Annotated in this window: 15 protein-coding genes and 1 pseudogene; 12 read left to right on the plus strand and 4 right to left on the minus strand. The window is 72.8% G+C overall.

The features are described from left to right. The first annotated feature begins 430 nt into the window (after positions 1 to 430). The 7 genes and pseudogenes from AC3IYI_RS37205 to AC3IYI_RS37235 form a co-directional block, all read left to right on the plus strand. Positions 431 to 844 carry a VOC family protein gene (locus AC3IYI_RS37205; protein ID WP_489407833.1) on the plus strand — a complete coding sequence of 138 codons (414 nt, stop codon included), beginning with the start codon at positions 431 to 433 and terminating at the stop codon, positions 842 to 844. Between the two features lie 157 nt (positions 845 to 1,001). Then, entirely contained in the window at positions 1,002 to 1,436 is a 435-nt protein-coding gene (locus AC3IYI_RS37210; protein ID WP_489407834.1) for a YdeI/OmpD-associated family protein, read from the plus strand. 171 nt (positions 1,437 to 1,607) lie between these two features. Beyond that, positions 1,608 to 3,842 (plus strand): MMPL family transporter, encoded by a 2,235-nt coding sequence (locus AC3IYI_RS37215; RefSeq protein WP_489407835.1) that lies wholly within the window; start codon positions 1,608 to 1,610, stop codon positions 3,840 to 3,842. 130 nt (positions 3,843 to 3,972) lie between these two features. Next, complete coding sequence (locus AC3IYI_RS37220; protein ID WP_489407836.1) at positions 3,973 to 8,781, plus strand: aminotransferase class I/II-fold pyridoxal phosphate-dependent enzyme; 4,809 nt, start codon at positions 3,973 to 3,975, stop codon at positions 8,779 to 8,781. After that, complete coding sequence (locus AC3IYI_RS37225; RefSeq protein ID WP_489407837.1) at positions 8,778 to 9,473, plus strand: 4'-phosphopantetheinyl transferase family protein; 696 nt, start codon at positions 8,778 to 8,780, stop codon at positions 9,471 to 9,473. Before AC3IYI_RS37220 ends, AC3IYI_RS37225 begins: the two co-directional genes overlap by 4 nt. Positions 9,474 to 9,680: 207 nt before the next feature. After that, positions 9,681 to 13,097 carry a DNA polymerase III subunit alpha gene (locus AC3IYI_RS37230; protein ID WP_489407838.1) on the plus strand — a complete coding sequence of 1,139 codons (3,417 nt, stop codon included), beginning with the start codon at positions 9,681 to 9,683 and terminating at the stop codon, positions 13,095 to 13,097. Beyond that, positions 13,094 to 13,933 (plus strand): annotated as a pseudogene (locus AC3IYI_RS37235) (DNA polymerase Y family protein); the annotation flags it as partial. The gene AC3IYI_RS37230 and the pseudogene AC3IYI_RS37235, both read left to right, overlap by 4 nt. Before the next feature lie 220 nt (positions 13,934 to 14,153). Here AC3IYI_RS37235 and AC3IYI_RS37240 read toward each other — a convergent pair. Continuing rightward, positions 14,154 to 15,290: an SMI1/KNR4 family protein gene (locus AC3IYI_RS37240; protein WP_489407839.1), complete on the minus strand. Its 1,137-nt coding sequence runs from the start codon at positions 15,288 to 15,290 to the stop codon at positions 14,154 to 14,156. Positions 15,291 to 15,484: 194 nt separating this feature from the next. On the opposite strand from AC3IYI_RS37240, the gene AC3IYI_RS37245 reads away from it, so the two are divergent. Next, positions 15,485 to 16,120, plus strand: coding sequence for a VOC family protein (locus tag AC3IYI_RS37245; protein WP_489407840.1), 636 nt, complete (start codon positions 15,485 to 15,487; stop codon positions 16,118 to 16,120). Between the two features lie 17 nt (positions 16,121 to 16,137). Here AC3IYI_RS37245 and AC3IYI_RS37250 read toward each other — a convergent pair whose 3' ends face one another. Next, on the minus strand, positions 16,138 to 16,560 hold the full coding sequence (locus tag AC3IYI_RS37250) for a MarR family winged helix-turn-helix transcriptional regulator (protein ID WP_489407841.1): 423 nt from the start codon (positions 16,558 to 16,560) through the stop codon (positions 16,138 to 16,140). A 176-nt stretch (positions 16,561 to 16,736) separates the two neighbouring features. Here AC3IYI_RS37250 and eno point away from each other — a divergent pair, with 176 nt between their 5' ends. Further along, positions 16,737 to 18,044: a phosphopyruvate hydratase gene (eno, locus tag AC3IYI_RS37255; protein WP_489407842.1), complete on the plus strand. Its 1,308-nt coding sequence runs from the start codon at positions 16,737 to 16,739 to the stop codon at positions 18,042 to 18,044. A gap of 20 nt (positions 18,045 to 18,064) precedes the next feature. On the opposite strand, the gene AC3IYI_RS37260 is transcribed toward eno, so the two are convergent. Continuing rightward, the gene (locus tag AC3IYI_RS37260) at positions 18,065 to 18,499 is read right to left on the minus strand and encodes a chromate resistance protein ChrB domain-containing protein (RefSeq protein ID WP_489407843.1); all 435 of its coding nucleotides are present in this window, start codon (positions 18,497 to 18,499) and stop codon (positions 18,065 to 18,067) included. Then, positions 18,496 to 18,981: a Chromate resistance protein ChrB gene (locus tag AC3IYI_RS37265; protein ID WP_489407844.1), complete on the minus strand. Its 486-nt coding sequence runs from the start codon at positions 18,979 to 18,981 to the stop codon at positions 18,496 to 18,498. Before AC3IYI_RS37265 ends, AC3IYI_RS37260 begins: the two co-directional genes overlap by 4 nt. A gap of 257 nt (positions 18,982 to 19,238) precedes the next feature. Here AC3IYI_RS37265 and chrA point away from each other — a divergent pair, with 257 nt between their 5' ends. The 3 genes from chrA (at position 19,239) to AC3IYI_RS37280 (ending at position 24,093) form a co-directional block, all read left to right on the plus strand. Beyond that, a complete protein-coding gene (gene chrA, locus AC3IYI_RS37270) occupies positions 19,239 to 20,648 on the plus strand; it encodes a chromate efflux transporter (RefSeq protein ID WP_489407845.1) in 1,410 nt (469 codons plus the stop codon). A gap of 233 nt (positions 20,649 to 20,881) precedes the next feature. Next, positions 20,882 to 21,646 carry a carbonic anhydrase gene (locus tag AC3IYI_RS37275; RefSeq protein ID WP_489407846.1) on the plus strand — a complete coding sequence of 255 codons (765 nt, stop codon included), beginning with the start codon at positions 20,882 to 20,884 and terminating at the stop codon, positions 21,644 to 21,646. A 170-nt stretch (positions 21,647 to 21,816) separates the two neighbouring features. Continuing rightward, entirely contained in the window at positions 21,817 to 24,093 is a 2,277-nt protein-coding gene (locus tag AC3IYI_RS37280) for a HelD family protein (protein ID WP_489407847.1), read from the plus strand. The last annotated feature ends 40 nt before the right edge of the window (positions 24,094 to 24,133 follow it).

Below are 24,133 nucleotides of genomic sequence, written 5' to 3' on the forward strand. Positions count from 1 at the left end.
AAGTGCCGTCCAGGTCGGGGTCCGCGCCGGTGACGGTCCTCCGACGGCGTCAAGGGCCGTACCCGCGTCGGAGCGAAGGGCCGGCGTCAAGTCTCCGTTGCCCCTGGAGGGCTGCTGACGGGGCATCGGGTGCACCATCGGGGGAGCGAAGGCGCTCCGGCGTGGCATGCGCGTGAACGTCCGGGGTGGATCCGGATCGATCAGGAATCGAGAAGCGCGTTCACGGAGCCGCCCCTAGGCTACTCATCATGGGCCTCGCCAGTCACACGGTTTCTCTTCCGCACGACGACCCGGACGCGCCGCTCGCCCCGACGCCGTCCCGACTCCTGGCCCCTTCATACCGATTGACCGGCGAACACACGCCGATGTGACATCCGGGCCCCGGCCCGCATGTCCGGCACGACTACATCCACAGTGCAAGGAGTACGGCATGAAAGCGCACGTCAGCTCGATCCTTCTTGGTGTCCGGGACATGGACCGGGCCAAGCAGTTCTACACCGAGGGGCTCGGCTGGAAGGTCGCGAACGACTTCGGCATCTCGGTGTTCTTCGCATCGGACGGCGCCTCGCCCGTCGGCTTCTACAGCCGCGAAGGCCTCGCCGACCAGGTGGGCACGGACCAGGAGGGCAGCGGCTTCAGCGGACTGGTTCTGACCTACGTCGTCCGCAGTGAGGCGCGGGTCGACGAGATCATGGCGGAGGCCCAGGAGGCCGGCGCCAAGGTCCTCAAGCCCGCCGGCGCCCTGCCGTGGGGCGGGTACGGCGGCACTTTCGCCGACCCGGAGGGCTACATCTGGAGTCTCGGTTACAGTGCCCAGGGAACCGACCAGCCCTACGCCGAGTAGCCGCGATCTTCGTCTCACAGCCGTCCGGAACGGCGGGCGCGGGGAGCGTGCCGCTGCCGTCCCGGACGGCTGTGAGACGCCCGCGGGAAGCGGGAGCGGCGATCGGAGCCGGGCGGGCGGGATCCGCGGGGAACGGCAGAACGAACAGGAGAAGATCTTGAAGTTTCAGTCCGTCGTTGAGCCACCTGAGCCCATGCGGGGGCTGCTGGTTCCGCCCGAGGTGGTGGCAGCGCTCGGCGAGGGTTCGCGGCCGCCGGTGACGATCACGATCAACGGGCATTCCTGGAGGAGCCGGGTCGCCTTCCTGCGCGGCCGCCACTTGATCGGCCTCAGCCATGCCAACCGGCGGGCCTCGGAAGTCGAGATCGGCGAGGAGATCGAGGTCGAGCTGGAGCTCGACACCGAGCCGCGCGTCGCCGTCGAGCCCGCGGACTTCGCCCAGGCCCTGGACGACGACCCGGCCGCCCGCGCCGCCTACGACAACCTCACGGACAGCCGCAAGCGCGAGCACGTGCGGGCCATCGAGAGCGCGAAGATGCCCGAGACGCGCCAACGGCGCATCGAGAAGGCCATCGCCACCCTGCGGGGCTGACTCCCACAGGCGCGCGACGGTGACGACATCGCGCGACGGTGACGACGTACGGAGGACTCCTGTCAAGTAACGAATAGCCGGGGCTACGGCCCCGTCCCCGACCGGGGCACGGTGGAGATCCATCGTCCTGCACCAGAGCAGGACGATCCGCCACCCGGATCGGAGACCCCGATGTCCCGTCGCGCAGGCGTCTTCGTGACCCGCCGTCCCGGACTCGTCCTCTTCGCCGCCCTCGTGTTCCTCGCGCTGTCCGTCGTGTTCGGTGCGCAGGCCACCGGCCGGCTGAAGACGCAGGGGTACGACGATCCCCGGTCCCAGTCCAGCCGCGCCGCCCTCGTGGCCGCCGAGCGCCTGGGGGCCTCCCCCAACCTGGTCGTCGTCGCACAGGCCCGCGACGGTTCCGTCGACGGCCCGGCGGCCCGGAGCGAGGGCGAGGACCTGACCCGCCGCCTCGCCGCCCAGCCGCACGTGAGCGCCGTGGCCTCGTACTGGACCGGCGGCGCGGCGGAGCTGCGCAGCCGGGACGGCGACGCGGCCATGCTGGTCGCGCACGTGGACGGCGAGGGCGAACAGCTCGGTGCGCGGGTCGAGCGGCTGAGCGAGGAACTGACCGCCCCCGGCGCCCACGGGTCTCCCGACGCGGCCCTGACCGTGCACGTGGGAGGGTCGGCGCTCACCGACGCCGAGCTCCAGGACATCGCGGAGTCCGACCTGAAGCGGGCCGAGGCCGTCGTGCTGCCGGGCACCCTGATCCTGCTGGTCCTGGCGTTCGGCAGCGTCGTGGCCGCCGCGCTGCCGCTGCTGATCGGAATCCTCGCCATCGCCGGGACCCTGCTGGTCCTGAGCGTCCTCGGCTCCGTCACCGACGTGTCCGTGTTCGCACTGAACCTCACCACGGCGCTCGGCCTGGGGCTGGGCATCGACTACGGGCTGCTGATCGTCTCGCGGTTCCGCGAGGAGCTCGCCGCCGGCTACCTGCCGCGGACGGCCGCCATCCGGACCGTGCGCACCGCCGGCTACACGATCGCCTTCAGTGCCGCGACGGTCTCCGCCGCGCTCGCGACGCTGCTGGTGTTCCCGCCGTACTTCCTGCGCTCCTTCGCCTACGCGGGCATCGCCGTGGTGGCCATCGCCGCCGTGAGCGCCGTGACCGTCCTGCCCGCTCTGCTCGCGCTGCTCGGCAAGCACGTGAACGCCTGGCCCGTGCCGTGGCGCCGCCGGGCCCGTACGGGCTCCGGATCGCGCTTCTGGGAGGGGCTGGCGCGGATCGTCGTACGCCGCCCGCTGCTCGCGGCGCTGCCGGTGATCGGCCTGCTGGTGGTCCTCGCCGCGCCGTTCGCGCACGCCGGTTTCGCCACCCCCGACGACCGGGCGCTACCGACGAGCGCGGCCGGCCGGCAGACGGGCGACCTGGTGCGCGACGCGTTCGACGTGAAGGGCGCCGACGCGCTCACCGTCTCCGTGACGGGCACGGCGCCCCGGTCTGCGCGGGAGGACTACGTCCGCAGGCTGTCCGCGCTTCCCCAGGTGGCCCAGGTCGCCGCGGTCGCACAGGTTTCCCCGGTCGCCGGGTCCGAGGGCGACGGTCCGGCCCAGCTCTCCGTGGTGCCGCGGGTCGACCCCCGTTCGCGGGAGGCCCAGCAGCTCGTGCACGACGTCCGCGACATCCCCGCCCCGGCGGGCACGGAGGTCCTGGTCGGCGGACCGAGCGCGGTACTGGTCGACGCCAAGGACACGGTGGGGGACCGGATTCCGCTGGCGCTCGCCCTGATCACCGTCACCACGTTCGTGCTGCTCTTCGGCTTCACGCGGAGCCTGCTCCTGCCGCTCAAGGCCATCGCGCTGAACGCCCTGAGCCTGACGGCCGTCCTGGGAGCAATGGTGTGGATCTTCCAGACGGGCCATCTGAGCGGCCTGCTCGGCTTCACGCCCGGACCGCTCAGCACGACCATGCCGGTGCTGCTGTTCTGCATCGTCTTCGGACTCTCGGTGGACTACGAGGTGTTCGTCCTGGCCCGGATCAAGGAAGCGCGCGACGCCGGGGAGGACGACACCGACTCGATCGTCACGGGCATCGCCCGGACGGGAGGCATCGTCAGCACAGCCGGCGCCCTGCTCGCGTTCACCCTCCTGAGCTTCGGCACCTCCCAGGTCTCCCTCCTGCAGTTCTTCGGCATCGGCGCAGGTCTGGGCGTCCTCCTCGACGCCACGCTCGTGCGGGGCGTCCTCGTACCGGCGCTCATGCGCCTGGCGGGCGGCCTGAACTGGTGGGCACCGAAGGCGCTGAAGCCCAAAGTGCCGCAGCCGGCACCCCGGCCGCCACCGGCCACCGCGAGACGGTGCGCCCCGGGCCGTTGCTCCCCGATCCGCACCGTCGTCCGTACCCACGCCCACGCGCGCCGCTGACCACCAGGCGCTCCCCCCTCTCCCATCCGGTCCAGCCCCGCTCCATCCCGACCATCCCGATCATCCCGACCCTCCAGCACCGCCCAGCCCCGGCCGCCTTCCGTCCAGGGCGCTACGACAAGGAAGACCCATGACTGACATCGCCATCGTCGGACTCGGCTGCCGCTTTCCGGGCGCCCCCGACATCCGCACCTACTGGAAGCTCCTGATGAGCGCGGAGCGTCAGTTCTCCGCCGTCCCGGGGGAACGCTGGAACCACGGGACCTTCCACGAGCCGGGCAACCGGTCGGCCCCCAACGCCTCGTACACCGACCAGGTCGCCTTCCTGGAGGACCTGGACCGCTTCGACGCGGCGCACTACGGCGTACCTCCCGCTCGCGCCCGGGCCATGGACCCGCAGCACCGGCTGATGCTCGACGTCAGCCGCGAGGCGCTCGCCGACGCGGGGCTGGGCCGCGGCGACTTCGACCGCGAGAACACCGGGGTGTTCTTCGGAATATCGGTGTCCGACTACAAGGACCTCATGGCGGCCCCCCTCCGGGCCATCACCCTGGCCGAGGACGCGCATGCGGCGGACGGCGCTGCCGTCCCCGCGGACGCGGACGCCGACGCCGCCAAGGAGCGGGCGCGGCAGCTCGGCACCATCGACGCCTTCACCCTGCCGGGGAGCCTCCTCAACATGGCGGCCGGGACCGTCAGCCGCCACTTCGACCTCGGCGGTCCCAGCTTCGCCGTCGACGCCGCCTGCTCCGGTTCGCTGGTCGCCCTCGACCAGGCGATCGCCCAGGTGCGGTCCGGCAGGTGCCGGACCGCCCTCGTCGGCGGCGTGTACCTCAACCTCACCCCCGACAGCCTGGTCGGCTTCTCCAGACTCCGCGCCCTGTCCGCCGCCGGGGTGTGCCGCCCGTTCGACGAGGGCGCCGACGGCTTCGTCCTCGGGGAAGGCGCCGGCGTCGTCGTCATACGGCCGCTGGCCGACGCGCTGGCCGAAGGCGACCGCGTATACGCGGTGATCAAGGGCATCGGCTCGGCCAACGACGGCGCGTCCCCCGGACCGCTGGTCCCCACCTCCGAAGGCCAGCTGCGCGCCATGCGCCGGGCCTACGAGGACGCGGGCGTCGCGCCCTCCTCCGTGGGCTTCCTGGAGGCCCACGGCACCGGCACCGCGGCCGGCGACCGGGCCGAGTCCGAGGCCCTGCGCCGACTGCGCACCGAGTACCCGGACGACGACCCCGCCCTGTGCTACCTCGGCGCGGGCAAGGCCCTCATCGGGCACTCCCTGGCCGCGGCGGGCATCGCGGGACTGATCAAGACGGCCCTGGTCGTCCACCACCGCACGATCGTGCCGCAGCCGGAGACCACCCCCCACCCGGACCTGGGCATCTCCGCCGCCGGCCTGCGCTTCGCCGCCACCGCACTGCCCTTTCCGGACACCGCCGGCACCCCGCGACGGGCCGCCGTCAGTTCGTTCGGCTTCGGAGGCACGAACGTCCACGTCGTGCTGGAGGAGCGGCAGCCCGACACGGCCCCCGGTCACCTCCCGGACCGCACCGAAGACACCGGACCCCACCTCGTCCTCCTCTCGGCCGGCAACGCCGAACTGCTGGACCGGCACATCGGAGACGTACTCGAGGTACTCGACACACTCGACACGGCGGACCGCGCCCCGCTGGCCGCCGTGGCCCACACCCTCGGCTCCCGGGAACCGCTGACGGCCCGGCTCGCGATCGTGGCCACCGGCACGGACGCGTTCGTCGAGCGGCTGCGCCACGCCCGTGAGCAGCTCCTGGCCGGCGCCCGGGGCGACCTCGGCGACGGCGCCTTCGCCGCCGACGCCCCCCTGCCGGCCGCGCAGCGCCGCGTGGCCTTCCTCTTCCCCGGTCAGGGCAGCCAGAGCCCGGGCATGATGCGGGACCTCCACGAGCGGTTCCCCGCCTTCCGGTCGGCCGTTGCCGTCCTCGACGCCGTGGCCCGCGGGGACGTCGGCTTCGACCTCTCCGGCCTGCTGTACGGCGAGGAGGCCCGGTCCCACGGCGACACCGAGGAGCTCAGGAAGCGGCTCGCCGCCACCGATGTGTGCCAGCCGCTGCTCGGTACCGTCCAGATCGCCGCCACCCGCGTCCTCGCCGACTGCGGCATCCGTCCCGACCTCGCCCTCGGGCACAGCGCCGGGGAGTTCGCCGCGGCCGCGGCCGCCGGAGCGCTCACCAACGTGGACACGGTCCGGCTGCTGGTCCACCGGGGCGCGACCCTCCGGCAGGCGGAGTCCCGCTTCGCGGGCGGGATGCTCGCCGTGCAGACCGACGAGGAGACCTGCCGCCGGCTCACGAACGGGATCGACGGCGTGTGGCTCGCCTGCTTCAACCAGCCGCGGCAGATCGTGGTCAGCGGCACCCCGGACGGGCTCGCCGCCCTGCGCGAGGCCTGCGCGGAAGCCGGGGTCGTCACGGCGGCGCTCGACGTGTCCAACGCCTTCCACTCGCCGCACCTGGCCGCCGTCGAGGACACCATCCGCGCGGGTCTCGCCGCCCGCCCGATCGCGGCCCCCGTCCTGCCGTTCGTCTCGTCCGTGAACGCCGAGGTCTGCACCGACCCCGGCCGGCTGCGCGAGCTGTGGACCCGTCACGCGTCCGCGCCGGTCCTCTTCGGCGACGCGGTCCGCACCGCCTACGACCAGGGGGCCCGCGTCTTCCTCCAGGTGACGGGCGGCAGCTCGCTCCTCACCTCGGTCCGCCGCAACCTCACCGGCCACGACGACGTCCATGTCGTCCCCGTCGAGGGGCCGGCCGACGGCGGGCGCACCTTCGCCCTGGCCCTCGCCCGGCTCGCGGTCCTGGGCGTCCCGGTCGACCCGCGCGCCCTGATCGCCGAGGAGGACCGCCGGCTGCTGGACCTGCCGGTGGCCGGGCTCGCCACCCAGTCCTACTGGGTGCCGGCCAGACGCGCCATGCGGCGGGACCCCGCCGCCGCCTCTCTCCCGCCGCAGCCCGTGCGCTCCGTCGAGCCCGTACAGGCCCAGCCCGCACAGCCCGAGGAGACCTCGATGAACGCCCCGACGTACGACCCGGCGAACACCCCGATGAACGAACTGCTCCAGCTGGTCCAGCAGCAGGCGGAGCTGCTCGCCCGCCTCACGGGGACGCTCCCCACGCCGGTGCCCACCGCCCCGGCCGCGCCCGCTGCCGCGGCCCCCGAGGAGTCCGCGGCCCCCGCCGCTGCGCCCGCTCCGCCCGCCCCGCGCGCGGCGGCCGGCGAGGTGACCGGCGAGGTCACCGCAGCCGTGCTGGCGCAGGTGGCCCGGATCAGCGCCTTCCCGGTGGAACAGCTGAGCAACGACCAGCTGCTGATCGACGACCTCGGCTTCGACTCGCTGATGCTGACCGACCTGTTGACCTCCCTCAACCGGCAGTGGCCGCAGTGGACCTTCGACGAGCGGGCCGCCGACCGGCCGACCGTCGCCCGGCTCGCCGCGCTGATCACGGGCGGCTCCCCGGACGCCACGGCGGCGACCGCCGTCCCGGGGCAGCGCGCCGGACAGGGTGACGGGCCCCCGCCCGAGACGTCAGCCGACACGCCGCCGGTCACGGCCGCCCCCGACCCGCCCGCGGCCGCGGACCTCCCCGGCCTGCGCGTGGTCCCGACGCCCGCGGACCAGCGGACGGACGACCCGGCCGCGCCGGAGGAGCACACGCGGATCGACTGCTTCCCGGAGGTGGCCGCCCACGGTGAGCGGATCGGCATGCTCGCCGGGCTGGGGCTCGCCAATCCGTACTTCCTCGTCCACGAGGGCGGCATGTCGGACACGACGGTCGTCGACGGCCGGGAACTCGTCTCCTTCTCCAGCTACAACTACCTGGGCATGGCGACTGACCCGAAGGTGAAGGCGGCCGCCAAGGAGGCGGTCGAGCGCTACGGCACGTCGGTGTCCGCCAGCCGGCTGCTGTCCGGCAGCCGTCCGCTCCACCTGGAACTCGAAGCGGAACTCGCCGACCGGCTCGGATGCGAATCCGCGCTCACCCTGGCCAACGGGCACGCCACCAACGTCACCGTGATCGGGCACCTCGTCGGCCCCGGGGACCTCGTTCTGCACGACTCCCTCGCCCACGACAGCATCCTGCAGGGCTGCAAGCTCTCCGGCGCGACCCGGCGGCCCTTCCCCCACGACGACGCCGCCGCACTCGACGCCGTACTCGGCCAGGTCCGCGACCAGTACCGGCGGGTGCTCATCGTCATCGAGGGCGTCTACAGCATGGACGGCGACATCGCCGACCTGCCCGCCCTCGTCGAGGTCAAGCGCCGCCACGGCGCACTGCTGATGATCGACGAGGCCCACAGCATCGGCACCATCGGCACGACGGGCGGGGGCATCGGCGAGTACCACGGCATCGAGCGCTCGGACGTCGATCTGTGGTCGGGCACGTTGTCCAAGGCACTGGCCGGCTGCGGCGGTTACGTCGCCGGGGGCCGCGCGGTCGTCGACTACCTGCGCTACACCGTGCCGGGCTTCGTCTACAGCGCCGGCATGACCCCGGCCGACACCGCCGCCTCGCTGACGGCCCTGCGCTTGCTGCGTGCCGAGCCGCAGCGCGTCACGCGTCTCGCGTCCAACGCCTCGCTGTTCGTCCGCCTGGCGCGCGAGGCGGGGATCGACGTCGGGGACAGCCACGACACACCGGTCGTCCCCTGCATCGTCGGGGACTCGCTGAAGACCCTGAAGCTCGCGGAGGCCCTCTTCCAGGAGGGCATCAGCGTCAACCCCATCCTGTACCCGGCCGTACCGGAGGAAATGGCCCGGCTGCGCTTCTTCATCACCTGTGACCACATGCCCGACCAGATCCGGCAGGCCGTGACCGTGCTGGAGCGCGCACTGCGGCAGCTGGATGCGGACACGGACGTGGACGCGGACACGGCCACCGACGCCCCCGCCGCCGCCGCGTGACCCCCGCCGCCGTGCACACCGTCTTCCCGCCGACCGTGCCGGGACAGGTCCGCCGATGGGGCGGGGCCGGGGTCCTCGTGGCCCGGCGCCCCGACCTCCACCGGGCTGTGCCCCTCGCGCCCCTCTCACCGGCCGAGCGGCAGGTGGTCCGGGCGCTGCCGGCCTGGCGGCAGGCCGAGTGGGCGGCGGGACGGCTCCTCGCCAAGCGCCTGGTCGGCGAGTTCCTCGCCGCCCCGGCGGCCGACGTGGAGATCCTCCCGCGCGACGACGGCAGCCCCCGCCTCCTCGTCGACGGCAGCCCGGTGCCCGCCCTGCACGTCTCCATCAGTCACACCGCCCACCACGTCGCCGCGGCCCTCGCACCGCAGCCGGTCGGAGTGGACCTGTGCGAGATCTCCTCGGCAGCCGCGGTACGGCGGGTCGCGGACCACGTGCTCTCCCCCGGGGAACTCTCCCTCGTCGGTACGGACCGGCCCGACGCGCTGGCCGGTGCCTGGGCGCTGAAGGAAGCGGCGGTCAAGGCCGACCGGACCGGTGTCTTCGGGACCGCCGCGCGGGGCATCGCGATCCTGGCCCTGTGGCCGCCCGTCCTCGGCGGACGGCGCCGCGCAATGGCGTGGCAGGCGGGAGACGCGGTGCTCGCCCTCGTCCTCGCGGTACCGGCCGGGTCACCGGCCGCGGCACGGGCGTGACGGCATTCCCGTCCTGGGCGCCGCACGCACCCGGAGGCAGCAGGAAGCGGAACAGGCGGGAACGGTCTGTGATGCCTACTCCACCTGGGGTAATGCCTTGACGTGCATGTCGAACAGACTATCGAATACCGTCTACGCTGGAGAGACCGGACGGGGAGTCGGGTGTCGACGATCGGGGGCTGACCAGGAGCTGGAGGTGGTGACGCGATGTTCGCGCACCTGCATGTCGCCTCCGGATACTCGGTGCGTTACGGCGCGGCGCTGCCCGGCCGGCTGGTCGAGCGGGCGGCGGAGCAGGGCCTGCGAGAGCTGGCGCTGACCGACCGGGACACGGTGGCCGGGGCCGTCCGGTTCGCGCAGGCCTGTGCGAAGGCCGGGATCCGGCCACTGTTCGGTGCGGACCTCGCGGTCCCGCCCCTCGACCCGGCCGGCCGGGCGCCGTCGAAGGGCCGTGTTCCGGCCCGGGGCGGCGCCTTCGTCGCCGACTCCGCGCCCCGGGTCACCCTGCTGGCGCGCGACGGCGCCGGCTGGGCCAACCTGTGCGCGCTGATCACCGCCGCCTGGGCCGCCCGGCAGCAGGCCGGCGGCGGGCAGCCGATCGTCCCCTGGCCCGCGGTCCAGCAGCACGCCGAAGGGCTGACCGTACTGCTGGGACCGGCGTCCGAGCCGGTACGGGCGCTCGCCGACGGCCGCCCGGACCGGGCGGCCGAGCTGCTCGCACCGTGGCGGGAGGCGTTCGGGCCGCACCTGCGACTGGAAGCCGTGCACCACCGCCGCACCGGCACGGGGTCCGGCTCGCTCCGGCTGGCCGCCCGCACGCTCGGACTGGCCGCCGACCTCGACCTGCTCGCCGTCCTGACCAACGCGGTCCGCTACGCGACCCGGGAGCAGGCGCCGGTCGCCGACGTACTGGACTCGGCCCGCCTGCTCACCCCCATCCGGCCCGGCCACACCTGCAACGGCGAGCGGTCGCTGAAGAGCGCCACCGAGATGGGCGAGCTCGCCGAGCAAGTCGCCCGGGCGGCCGGACAGGAGAACGGCGGGGCCGCACACCTGCTGGCCACCACCACCCGCACCGCCTCCGAGTGCCGCCTCGACCCGTACGCCGACCTCGGGATCGGCCGGGTCCACTTCCCGGAGGAACACGTCATCGGGCTGGCCCCCGGCACGTCCGCCCGGACCCTGCGCGAACGCTGTGAGGCGGCGATGATCCGCCACGGCTACGACCGCTCCGCCACCATGCGGACCCGCCTGGAGGAGGAGCTGCGGGTGCTGAACACGCTCGGCTGGCCCTCGTACGCCCTGACCGTGGCCCAAGTCGTCGACGACATCCGGGAGATGGGCATCCGGGTGCAGGCCCGGGGCTCCGGCGCCGGTTCCCTGGTGGTGCACCTGCTCGGCATCTCCTTCGCCAACCCGCTGGAGCACGGGCTGCTGATGGAGCGGTTCGTCAACCTGCGCCGCGGCACGCTGCCGGACATCGACATCGACGTGGAATCGGCCCGCCGCCTGGACGTCTACCGCCGGATCATGGACCGGTTCGGCACCGAGCGGGTCTGCACCCTCAGCATGCCGGAGACCTACCGGGTGCGGTGGGCGATCCGCGACGCCGGGCTGGCCCTCGGCCTGCCCCCGGACGAAGTCGGCCGCCTCGCCAAGGCGTTCCCGCACATCCCCGCCCGCCAGGCCCGCACCGCACTGCGCGAACTCCCGGAGCTGCGGCAGGTCGCGGCCCACGCGGAGCGCTACGGGCGGCTGTGGGACCTCGTCGAAGGCCTCGACGCGCTCCCGCGCGGCACCGCGATGCACCCCTGCGGCGTCATCCTCTCCGACGCCACCCTGCTGGGGCGCACTCCCGTCGTCCCCACCGCCACCGAAGGCTTCCCCGCCACCGTCTTCGACAAGGAAGACGTCGAAAAAGACGGCCTCGGCCTGCTGAAGCTCGACGTCCTGGGCGTACGCATGCAGAGCTCGATGGCGTACGCGGTCCGCGAGATCGAACGCACCACCGGCGAGCGCATCGACCTGGACGACCGCACCCAGGTGCCGCTGAGCGACCCGGCCGCCTACGAGCTGCTGCGCGAAGGAGAGTCGCTGGGCGTCTTCCAGCTCGAGTCGCCCGGCCAGAAGGACCTCCTCGGCCGGCTCCAGCCGGAGACCTTCGCCGACCTGGTCGCCGAGATCTCGTTGTTCCGCCCGGGCCCGGTCCAGGCGGACATGATCCGCCCGTTCCTCCTCGGCCGGCACGGCAAGAAGCCCGTCACCTACCCCCACCCGGACCTGGAGCGGTGGCTGAGCTCCACCTACGGGGTGGTCATCTACAACGAGCAGGTGGCGGGCCTGTTCGCCACCATGACCCGGAGCGACCTGGCCATGGGGGAGGAGGCGCGCCGTGCCCTGGCCCAGCCGGAGCGCCTGGCGAAGCTCCAGACCTGGTACCGGCAGAGCGCCACCGCGGCCGGCTACCGGCCGGAGGTGATCGACGCGGTGTGGCGGATGCTGGAGAACATGGGGGCCTACGGCTTCGCGAAGGCGCACGCGACGGCCTTCGCGCTGCCCACCCTGCAGTCGGCCTGGCTGAAGGCGCACTACGCGGCGCCGTTCTACGCCGGGCTGCTGGAACACGACCCCGGCATGTACCCGAAGCGGCTGGTGCTGTCCGACGCCCGGCGCCGCGGCGTGCCGATCCTGCCGCTCGATGTCCAGTACTCCGCCACCAGCTACCGCACCGAGCGGCTCCCGGACGGCAGGCTGGGCCTGCGGCTATCGCTGGCCGACGTCCAGGGCATCACCGAGGAGCAGGCCGCCCGGATCGAAGGGGGCCGTCCGTACACGGACCTCGCCGACTTCTGGGCCCGCGCCCGGCCCGCCCACCCGGTGGCCGATCGCCTCGCGCGGATCGGCGCCTTCGCCACCCTCGCCCCCGGAGCCGGTCGCCGTGACCTGCTCCTGCAGATCGAGGAGCTCCACCGCCACCAGCGGACCTCCCCCGGAGCCGGTCAGCTCACCCTCACCCCGGCCGGCGCAGGCTCGTACCCCGGGCCGAGCGGTCTGCCGGTGATGACGCCGAGCGAGGAACTGGACGCCGAGCTGGAGGTCATCGGCATGGACGCCTCCCGGCACCTGATGGAACCGCTGCACCCCCTGCTGGCCGAGCTCGGAGTCACCCCCTCCCATCGGCTGAAGGACCAGCCATCCGGCGAGACCGTGCTGGTGGCCGGCGCGAAGGTAGCCATCCAGACCCCGCCCATGCGCTCCGGACGGCGCACCATCTTCGTCTCCCTGGACGACGGCAGCCCGGCCGGTCAGATCGACCTGACCTTCTTCGACGACACCCACGAGCAGGCCGCCTACCCGCTCTTCCACCACTTCCTGCTCCTCGCGCGCGGCACCGTCTCCCGCCGCGGCAAGTCCGTCTCCGTCATCGGCACCCACGCCTGGAACCTCCAGGACATCGCCGACACCCACCGGGACGGCGGTCCCGCGGCCGTCCGTACGCTGCTCGCCGGCGAGCCCCCGTGCTCCGACGGCGACGCCGTTTCGGCAGCCCTGCCGGCTCCCGGCGGACAGGGCGGCGGCGGTGCCGGGAGGCTGTGGCACGCCAGTCAGGGGAGCGCCGGATGACCAGTACGAGCACCAGTACCAGTACCAGTACCAGGGCGGCGACTGTTCACCTGCGCTTCCACCGTGCCGGCTTCGAGACCTACCGCGAACTGTTCACGGTGCTCGGCGACATCACCCCCGTCGTCCAGGCGCTCCCCCCGGACGGCGCGCTGTTGGACCTGGCCGGTGCCACGCGGTACTTCGGTCAGTCTCCCGCAGAGCTCGCGGACCGGCTCCAGACCCGGCTCGCAGCCCGGTACGGACTGGTCAGCACGGGCGGGATCGGCCCGAACCGTCTCCTCGCCACCCTTGCCGCCGACACCGCCCCGCCCGGCACCGTCCGGGTGCTGCCCGACGACCCGGCCGAACAGGAGCGGTTCCTGCACGGCTGCCGGGTGCGGGCACTGCCCGGGGTCGGGTCCGTCCTGGAGCGCTCGCTGCTCCGGTACGGAATCGAGACGATCGGTGATCTGGCCGCCCTTCCGCTGACCACGGTGCAGCGGATCGCCGGCGCTTCCACCGGCCGCCTCCTGCACGAGCGGGCCCGGGGGATCGACCGCCGCACCGTCAGCCCGGGCGGACCTCCCGCCGCCATCACCAGCGCCCGGCGCTTCGAACGGGACGTCCTCGACCCGGCCGAGATCCGCCGCGCCCTGCTCGGCGCGGCCACGGACCTCGGGGCGCGGCTCCGGATCGCGGGACAGGTCGCCCGGACGGTCGAGCTGCAGGTCACCTACGCCGACCGGTCTACCAGCACGCGGTCGCGTACGCTGCGCGAGCCCACCGCGCACACGCCCTCCCTCCAGCAGACGTTGTACGGACTGTTCTCCGCACTCGGGCTGCAACGGGCGCGCGTGCGGGCAGTGACCGCCCGGGTCGGCGAGCTGACCGGCTCGGCCGGCGCTTCGGAGCAACTGACCTTCGACCGGCCCACGGAGAACGCCCGCGCGCTGGAACCGGTCATCGACCGGGTCGGCCGGCGCTTCGGCCCCGGCGCCGTACACCCGGCCTCGCTCCTGGCCCCGAGGCCAGGACCCCGGCGGGCCTTATCGGGCGAGTGCCCTGCTGTCAGGGTGCTCAGTCCAGCGGTGGCCAGGGACCGGCGAGCAGACGCTCGGCCTCCGCGACGATCGCTCCGGCCAGTGGCTCACGTGTGCTGGGCCGCCGGACGGCCTCCCAGTCGTTGTACGCGTCGACCTTGTCGACCAGCGGCCGAAGTGACCGAGGCCGGGCCAGTGCGCCCCAGCCCTCGTACGTGATCAGGTCGCCGCCGGCCGCGGGGGCCAGGCTCCCGTTCACGATCAGTCGGAGCCACCAGCGCACGAGTTCCCAGCGTGCCGCCTCCCAGGGAACATCGGTGTCATCGGCGGGAAGGCCCCCGGGCAGATCCAGCTCGGCCAGTACCTGGTCGAAGAGCACGTCGGCGCTCTCATGCTCGGCGCGTGACAGGCCGGCGAGCAGCGGTAGCGACTCCGTCCCGACGTCGAGGACCAGTGCTGTGAGCCCTGCCTCGATCAGCTGGTGCGGGTAGTGCTGTCGGCCGATCAGGCGCTCCAGTGCCAGCATCCGCAGGTATTCGACGGCCTCCGCCGCGGTGACGGCGTAGGGGGTGTGCGGGGTGGGCAGGGCGACGTCGGTGCCGGGACCGCCGTGGACGAAGTACGACCAGAAATCGACGGTCGAGCGGGCGGGAAGGCTGCTCGCCCGGCCGATGAACTCGTTTCGGACGTAGTCGGCGAGGTCGTTCCCGTAGATGATGATGTCGGTCTGGTGGACGGACAGCACGGGGTGGCCGCATTCGCCTGCCGTGCCGGGCAGGTAGCGGTGGCCGTAGACGGGGACCAGCTGCGGGACGGCCGCCAGCTCGGACCGTGCGATCTGCAGCGCGTCGGATGTCCCTGCCGGCCTCGGACTCCAGGCCGGGTGCCAGAAGCGGTTGTGCTCCACGTCGAAGAGCACGCCCTCGATCGGTTGCGAAAGTCGCCTGGCGAGGTCCTCGGGGTCGCCGCCCCGCCAGTCGGGCCAGCTTCGCGACCCGTGCGGGAGCCCGGCGGCAAGGAAAAACCTGTGGTCAGCCGAGAAGGCGAAGCCGAACCGCGCCTCGACCGCGTCGAGTTCCCGCTCGCTGAGGCCAGGGGCGATCTCGGCTCGGAGCGCGTTCTGAAGGTCCCGGGCGGCTTCGAGGGTCAGCGGTTCGGACGCCTGTTCGCTCATTCCAGCAGCATAGTGACCGCTACGGCCCTGGCCCCTGCTCGAGGTCGAGGCTCGCCGCAGCAGCGGCTCGACTGGGCCTCGCCCGCCGGGATGGCGATGATCGATCCGCTCCACGGCTGAATCCACGGTGGACGCGGCCGGGGCGGTGGGCGTGGCGTCGGGATTTGTGCGGGTTGTCGGGTGATGATGGCGCAGTGCTACTTGATCACGTGTCCTATGCGGTGGCCCGCGACAGCTTCGTCTCGACCGTCCAGTGGATCGGATCGGCCCTCGGCGCCGGGTTCGTCGACGGGGGCGTGCACCCGCGATTCGGCACCCGCAATTTCATTCTCCCGCTGAGCGGCGGCACCTACGTCGAGGTCGTCACCACACTCGACCACCCCGCCGCCGACCGCGCACCCTTCGGCCGGGCGGTCGCGCGCCGCGCCGCCGAGGGCGGCGGCTGGCTCGGTTGGGTGGTCTCCGTCGACGACATCGCCCCGGTCGAGGCCCGCCTCGGCCGCGCCTCGGCCGAGGGCCACCGTGTCCGCCCCGACGGGTTCGACCTGAGGTGGAAGCAGATCGGCCTGCTGGAACTGCTGGAGGAGCCGCAACTGCCCTACTTCCTCCAGTGGTTGGTCCCCACGGAGGAGCGCCCGAGCGCCGACCCGCGCACCTCCACCACCATCCACGGGGTCTCCATCGCCGGCGACGCCGCCTCCATCGCCGAATTCCTCGGCGAACCGGCCGACCACCCCCTCGACCAGATCGACGTCACCTGGGTCGAGGATGAGGAACCGGGCCTGGTCTCGGTCGAGTTCGCCACCGCCCACGGCCCGGTCACGATCTGACCAAGGCCCGACAGGCCCTAGCGCGTGGCGAGCCGCTCCAGCAGGGCGGCGCTGTGCGCCAGCACCGACCGCTCCTCATCGGTGAGTTCGGCTTCGATGGCCTGCGCGAGCCAGCCTGCCCTGCGGCCGCGCTCCGCTTCGAGTGCGGCCCGGCCCGCGTCCGACAGTTCGACCAGCGACTTGCGGCCGTCCGTGGGGTGCGCGCGACGCGTGATCAGGTTCTGCTCCATGAGGAGTCCCACGGCGCGGGCCATCGACTGGGGGCGTACGCGCTGGTCGGCGGCGAGGTCGCTGGTGGTCATGGCGCCGTCGCGGTCGAGCGTGCCGAGGACGGCGACCTGGCCGAGCGGGATGCGGTCCTCGTGTTTGACGCGCCGGGTGAGCTTGCCCATTGCGGTGCGCAGTTCTGCGGCAAGGGCGGCGGCTTCCGAGGTGGGCATGCCGCACTTTACCCCGCTGCACAGCGTTGCTGTGCACCTGACCTGCACAGTCGTGCTGCGCAGCCATGCTGTTCAGCGTAACTGAACAGCATTGCTGTAGGGTTTTGCCTTGTCGGGCTCAGCGTCAGCGCCGTCGCAGCCGGGGCCACGACACGCGCAGACGGGGAGGAACCACCATGTCCGCACAGACAGTCGGAAGCGTCGACGTCACCATCGAGACCGTCACCGCCCGCCGGATCATCGACAGCCGGGGCAACCCCACGGTCGAGGTCGACGTCGTCCTGGCGGACGGGTCCCTGGGACGCGCGGCCGTCCCCTCGGGCGCCTCCACCGGCGCCCGGGAGGCCGTGGAGCTGCGCGACGGGGACTCGACGCGCTGGCACGGCAAGGGCGTCGACCAAGCCGTGGCCCACGCCAACGGGGAGATCGCGGCGTCCGTGCGCGGTCGGGACGCGGCGGACCAGGCCGGCCTCGACGCCGCCCTGGTCGCCCTCGACGGCACCGCCACGAAGTCCCGGCTCGGCGCCAACGCGATCCTCGGTGTCTCCCTCGCCGTCGCCAAGGCCTCCGCGGCGGCCCACCGCCAGCCCCTCTACCGCTACCTCGGTGGCGCCGACGCCCACCTCCTGCCGCTGCCGATGATGAACATCGTCAACGGCGGAGCCCACGCCGACAATCCGCTGGACTTCCAGGAGTTCATGATCGCGCCCGTGGGTGCGGACACCTTCGCCGAAGCCGTCCGGATGGGCAGCGAGGTCTTCCACACCCTGCGCCGCGACCTGCTGGCCGCCGGACACTCCACCGGCGTCGGCGACGAGGGCGGCTTCGCGCCCGCGCTGCGGACCGCCGAGGAGGCCCTCGACTTCGTGATGGCCGCCATCGAGCGCACCGGCTACCGCCCCGGCACCGACATCGGCCTGATCATGGACCCCGCGTCCTCCGAGTTCTTCCGTGACGGGGTCTACGACTACGCCGGCGAAGGGGTGCGGCGCACCCCCTCGGAGAACGTCGACTACCTGGTCAAGCTGATCGACGCCTACCCGATCCTCTCCATCGAGGACCCGATGGCGGAGAACGACTGGGAGGGCTGGCGCGAGCTGACCGCCCGCGTCGGCGACCGCTGCCAGCTCACCGGTGACGACCTGTTCTGCACCAGCGAGACGCTGCTGCGCGAGGGCATCGCCACCGGCGCCGGCAACTCGATCCTGATCAAGGTCAACCAGATCGGCACCCTGACCGAGGCACTGGCCGCCGTCGCCACGGCCCATGAGGCGGGCTGGACGGCCGTCATGTCGCACCGCTCGGGCGAGACGGAGGACACCACCATCGCGGATCTGGCGGTGGCGACCGGCTGCGGTCAGATCAAGACCGGCTCGCTCTCCCGCTCCGACCGGACGGCCAAGTACAACCAGCTGATCCGGATCGAGGAGGAGCTGGGCACCTCGGCGCGCTACGCGGGCCGCGCCGCGCTCCGTCGGGCGTGAACAGCAGGGTCTTGGTCGTGTCAGGCGGGTTCGTGGCCCAGGGTCGCGGCGCGCTGGTAGTACGCGTAGAGCCCGTCGAAGACTGGGTTGGCGATGGCCATGGTGTGGGTGTCGTCGCCGGTGATGGACAGGCCCCGCAGGACGACGTCGAGGCCGGGGGCTTCGGGGGCGTGGAAGCGCTCGTCGTCGATGTCGGCTTCGTGGACGATCTGCGCGATGCGTTGCAGGGCGGGGTCGTCGGTGAGGCGGTGGACGCGCAGGACGGTCTCGAAGCTGCAGTCGCCGTGGTGGTGGCCGAGTTCGGCGCCGCGCATGTCGAAGGGGGTGGCGTCGGCGGGGACCTGGGCGGGGTCGGTGACGAAGACGAACTCGGCTTCGGGGTCGATGAAGCGGCCGATCAGCCAGGCGCAGGCGGCGCGGTCGATGTGGATGCCGGCGCGGGTGGCCCACTTCATGGGGTGCTCTCTTCCGTGGTGTTGGCGGGGTGCAGGGCCTCGACGGCGCTCTCGGCGGCATGGCGGCCGGGCGGGGGGAAGTAGTCGCGCCGCTGGATGCGCCGCAGTTCGGCGCGCAGCTTGGCCAGTGTGCGCCGCCGTTCGGCTTCGTCCGTGCCGCGTGCGTCTTCGGCCTGGGCGAGGACCTGCTGGTACTCGGCGGCCCGGGCCCGGGTCATGTCCTCCACGAGCTGCTGTTCATGGCCGGCGGCGGCCGGGTGGGCGATCCACACGGTGGCAGTGCCGCCGAAGTCGGTGACCTCCTCGGCGATCCACTCCAACTGCTCCTGGGTGCGGGCACCTGCGGGCAGCGCGACCAGGCCGTCGCTGATCTGTCCGGCTCCGAGGCGCTTGAGCTTGCGCCAGACGGTGATCCGCGGGGTGGAGGGCTCGCGCGGCAGGCGGTAGGAGAGCAGCGCCCACTGCCGCTCGGGCCCGTTCACGCGCGGCTTCCCGGCCGGTCTGCCGCGGCCGCAGTCCTAGCCGCAGCCCCAGCCGCAGTCGCAGTCGCAGCCGCAGTCCGAGGCTGCAACGAGCTGTTCACGTCCATCCCTCGAGTCCTGCCCTTTCAGCGATCCGACGCGTGATGTAACCATGGTTACACAGCAATGGGAGGGGTGGAGGTACGCGGTCGCGTACGCCCGGGCCGTCCCGTCCACCGCCGTCTCGTACGGCTTCGCCAGGACGAAAGAGAGTGCCGGTGACCACCACCGACCAGCCCCCGAGCCCCCCGGGTACAGCCGATCAAGCCCCCGCCGGTGGCGATGTCATTCCGCTGCGGGAGGCGACCCGGGCATGGTTCGCGATCTCGTGGCAGACCTTCGGCGGCCCGGCCGGTCAGATCGCGGTGATGCAGCGGTCCCTGGTGGAGGACAAACGCTGGATCGGCCAGCAGCGGTTCAACCACGCCCTGAGCTACTGCATGCTCCTGCCCGGCCCAGAGGCCCAGCAGCTCGCCATCTACACCGGCTGGCTCCTCAACGGCACCCGCGGCGGCCTGATCGCCGGCACCCTGTTCGTCCTGCCCGGTGTCCTGGCCCTGCTCGCCCTGTCCGCGCTCTACGTCGCCTTCGGCTCGACTGCGGCCCTCGTCGGCGTGTTCGCCGGTCTTGCGCCCGCGGTCGTCGCCATCGTCGTCCAGGCCGTCTCGAGGGTCGCCAAGCGCTCCCTGAGCCACCCGCTCCTCATAGCCCTCGCCGCCGTTTCCTTCGCGGCGCTGGCGCTGTTCTCGGTGCCGTTCCCCGCCGTCATCGCCGCGGCCGCCCTCGCCGGCTGGCTCATCGGCCGCTACAAGCCCGACGCCCTCAAGCCCCCGGCCGGTCACGGAGCCGACGACGGCCCGCCGCCGCTCATCCCGGACGACGCCCTCCACCACGAGCAGCCCAGCCGCCGCCGCACCTGGCGCATCCTGGGAGCCGGCCTGCTGCTGTGGGCCGTCCCGCTGGCTGCCGTCGCCCTGCTGACCGGCACCGGGAGCGTGTTCACCACCCAGGGACTGTTCTTCTCCGGCACCGCGCTGGTCACCTTCGGCGGCGCCTACGCGGTCCTGGCCTTCGTCGCGCAGCAGGCCGTGCAGACCTACGGCTGGCTCAGCGCCAAGGAGATGGTCAGCGGCCTCGCCCTGGCCGAGACCACTCCCGGCCCACTGATCATGGTCGTTCAGTTCGTCGCGTTCCTCGGCGCCTACCGCGACCCCGGCGGCCTCGACCCCTGGGCCGCAGCCCTCCTCGGCGCCCTGCTCACGACCTGGGTGACCTTCGTGCCGTGCTTCCTGTTCATCTTCCTCGGCGCCCCCTACATCGAACGCCTTCGCGGCAACCGCAGGATCTCCGCCGCCCTGACCGGCATCACCGCCGCCGTCGTCGGCGTCATCGCCAACCTCGCCCTCTACTTCGCCGAACACGCCCTCTTCACTGACGTGGACGACAAGACGTTCGGCCCCCTGCACCTCGCCCTGCCCGACCTCACCACGCTGCGCCCCGCAGCCCTGGCCATCACCGTGATCGCGGCGCTGCTGATCTTCAAGCTCCGCTGGAGCATCCTGCGCACCCTCGGCATCTGCGCCGCCCTCGGGCTGGGCGCGGCCCTGATCGGGCTCCCCGGCATCTGAGCCACGAGGAGGTGGGCCGTGTCGGCCGCCCGAGCGCGTCCAGACGCAGGTCGGGACCGTCCGCGAACGCGGATCCGGGTACCGCCGGGTTTGGAGCAACGTGCCGGTCGGCATGGCGGCCGGCAAGCGTTCCCTACAACACCGTCGTTCCGATCGAGCCGGGCTCCGGGAGGAACCCGCCAATTCCGTCCGGGGGTGGTCCCGGCGTGCCGGTGCGGGGTTAGCGTCCCCGAATGTCCTCGAACACACAGGCGCCTTCCGCCAGTTCACCCAGCCGTCGCGTCCTCCTGCGCTCCGCCCTGGCCGGCACGGCGGCCGTCGGGTCCGTCGGGTCCGTCCTCGGGCTCGGCTCCGTCTTCCCGGCCTCCGCCTCCGAGGCCTCCGCCGAAGGCTTGGGCGGGGGCCGTCCGCAGACCCCGGAGGAGGCGCTGTGGCGCCTGGCGGCCGGCAACAGGCGCTGGGCGGCGTACCGCCAGCAGCACCCGCACGAGTCGCGTTCCGTACGCCTCCAGGTCGCGCGGGAGCAGCACCCGTTCGCGATCGTGCTGGGCTGCGTCGATTCCCGGGTACCGCCGGAGCTCGTCTTCGACCAGGGGCTCGGTGATCTGCTGACCGTCCGCGCGGCGGGCGAGGTGCTCGACGAGGCGGTGCTCGGCAGCATCGCGTACGGGGTGCTGGAGCTCGACGTCCCCCTGGTCCTGGTCCTCGCCCACCAGTCGTGCGGGGCCGTCGGCGCCGCGGTCCACGCCGACGAGACGGGTACCGAGCTGCCCGCCCACATCCAGTACCTGGCCGAGCAGATTCGGCCTTCCATCGACCACGGCCAGCACGGTGAGGCCCGGGTCGCCGCCACCATCGACGCCCACGCGCGCCGGACCCGGGGCCTGCTGGCGGCGGAGCCGGACCTGGCCCGCAGGATAGCCACCGGCCGGCTCGCCGTGGCGGTCGCACGCTACGACCTGGCCGACCAGAAGGTCCGCATGCTGCGCACCGAGTAAATCCAGTTCACAGATCATCGGCGCCACGTACAAAGCCCATGGCCACGCAAAAACACCCCGGACCGATTGACGGCCGGGGTGTTTGTCTGCGTATATTTGATGTTTCACATCAAGGCAGAGCTAAGACGTGAAAAAGCTTATGAGGACACCGTACCGCGTCAGGAGTGGAATTGTCAACCGAAGAATTCCGGAATGAGCAGCAATTCATCACGGATCTCTACGCGCGCCTCGACGACCTGCGGGTGCAGGCCGAACGCGCCGTGCAGGGTGCGCTCGGCGAGGCCGGCAGCGGGTTCCAGGCGCGCCTGGAGCGGGATGTCGTGGTCGCTGAACAGTCCGGTCTGCTTTCCGCTCTGAACTCGGGCGAAAGCGGTCTGTGTTTCGGCCGGCTGGAGTTCTCCGACGGTTCGGACCATCACATCGGCCGCATTGGAATCAGGCAGGACGACGGGGAGCGCACGCCCCTCGTACTCGATTGGCGGGCCGACGTCGCACGGCCGTTCTATCTCGCGACCGGATATTCCCCCATGGGGCTGCGCCGGCGCCGCCACATCACCACCCGGGGCCGCGAGGTCACGGCCCTGCACGACGAGATCCTCGACCTCGCCGACACCGAGCGCACCGGCCACGAGGGGGCCGACGCGGACGCGGTGCTGCTCTCCGCGCTCGACGCCGCCCGGACCGGCCGGATGCACGACATCGTCCAGACCATCCAGGCCGAGCAGGACCGCATCATCCGCTCCACCCACCGCGGGATCCTGGTGGTGGAGGGCGGCCCGGGCACCGGAAAGACCGCCGTGGCCCTGCACCGGGCCGCCTACCTGCTCTACGCGCACCGCGAGCTGCTCGCCAAGCGCGGCGTACTGATCGTCGGGCCGAACCCGGCCTTCCTCGGCTACATCGGCGAGGTCCTCCCGGCCCTCGGCGAGACCGGGGTGCTGCTCGCCACCCCCGGCGAGCTGTTCCCCGGCGTGCGCGCGAGCGCCGTGGACCGCCCCGGCGCCGCCGCCGTCAAGGGGCGCGCGGAGATGGCGGGGATCCTCGCCCGCGTCGTGAGCGACCGGCAGGCGCTGCCGGAGACCGTGCCCGCGGGCAGCGGCGAGGACGCCGACCTGGTCCCCGAACCGGCCCTGGAAATCGACCACGACGACTACGGGACGCTGCTGCTCGACCGGACCATGGCCCACGAGGCCCGGGACCGGGCCCGCGCGACCGGACTGCCGCACAACCTGGCGCGCCCGTACTTCGCCTTCCGGATCATCGACGCGCTCACCGAACAGCTCGCCGACCGGCTCGGCGCCGACCCCTACGGCGGCCCCAACCTGCTGGGTCCCGACGACATCGCCCAGCTGGGCAAGGAGATCGCGACCAGCGCCGAGGTGCACGCCGCCATCGACACGCTGTGGCCCCCGCTCACCCCTCGGCAGCTGATCTCCGACTACCTCGCCGAGCCCACCCACCTCCCCGAGCGGGAGGCCGGGCTGATCCGGCGTACGACGACGGGCGACGCGGACTGGACCCCGGCCGACGTCCCGCTGCTCGACGAGGCCGCCGAGCTGCTCGGAGTCGACGACACCGCGCTGCGCGCCGCCGAGGAGCGCGAGCGCCTCGAACGCGTCGCGTACGCGCAGGGCGTGCTGGACCTGTCGGCCGGGTCGGAGTCGTACGAGTTCGAGGACGCGGAGAACGAGTTCCTCGCGGCCCACGACATCATCGACGCCGAGCGGATGGCCGAGCGGCAGGAGGAGGCCGACCACCGCAGCGCGGCCGAACGGGCCGCCGCCGACCGCACCTGGGCCTTCGGGCACGTCATCGTGGACGAGGCGCAGGAACTGTCCGCCATGGCCTGGCGCCTGCTCATGAGGCGCTGCCCGACCCGTTCCATGACGCTGGTGGGCGACCCGGCCCAGACCGGCGACGAGGCCGGCTGCGGTTCCTGGCGGCAGATCCTGGCGCCCTACGTGGAAGACCGCTGGGAGCTCGTGCGCCTCGGCGTCAACTACCGTACGCCCGCCGAGATCATGGAACTGGCGGCAGCCGTGCTCCGGGCCCGCCACCCGGGCTTCGAGCCGCCGAGCTCGGTCCGTTCCACGGGGCGCAGGCCCTGGGTGGAGCGGACCGACGACCTGGCCGCGGCGGTGGCCGACGCGGTACGGGAGGGCGCGCCGGCCGAGGGCCGCCTCGCGGTGATCGCCCCGCGCCCGCTGCACGAGGAACTGGCGGCCGCGCTGCCCGGCGTACGGGCGGGGGAGGAGCCCGACCTCACCCACCCCGTGGTCCTGCTCGCTCCGCGGCAGGCCAAGGGTCTGGAGTTCGACACGGTGATCGTCGTGGAACCGGCCGACCACGAACCCAGCGACCTCTACGTGGCCCTGACGCGCGCGACCCAGACCCTGGGGGTGCTCCACACCGGCCGGCTCCCGGAGGGCCTGGACGCCCAGCCGTAGCAGGACCGGGGAGTGCCGTTCGGCGGAGGCGCGCAGTCCC

Source organism: Streptomyces sp. GL_148, assembly GCF_057834205.1.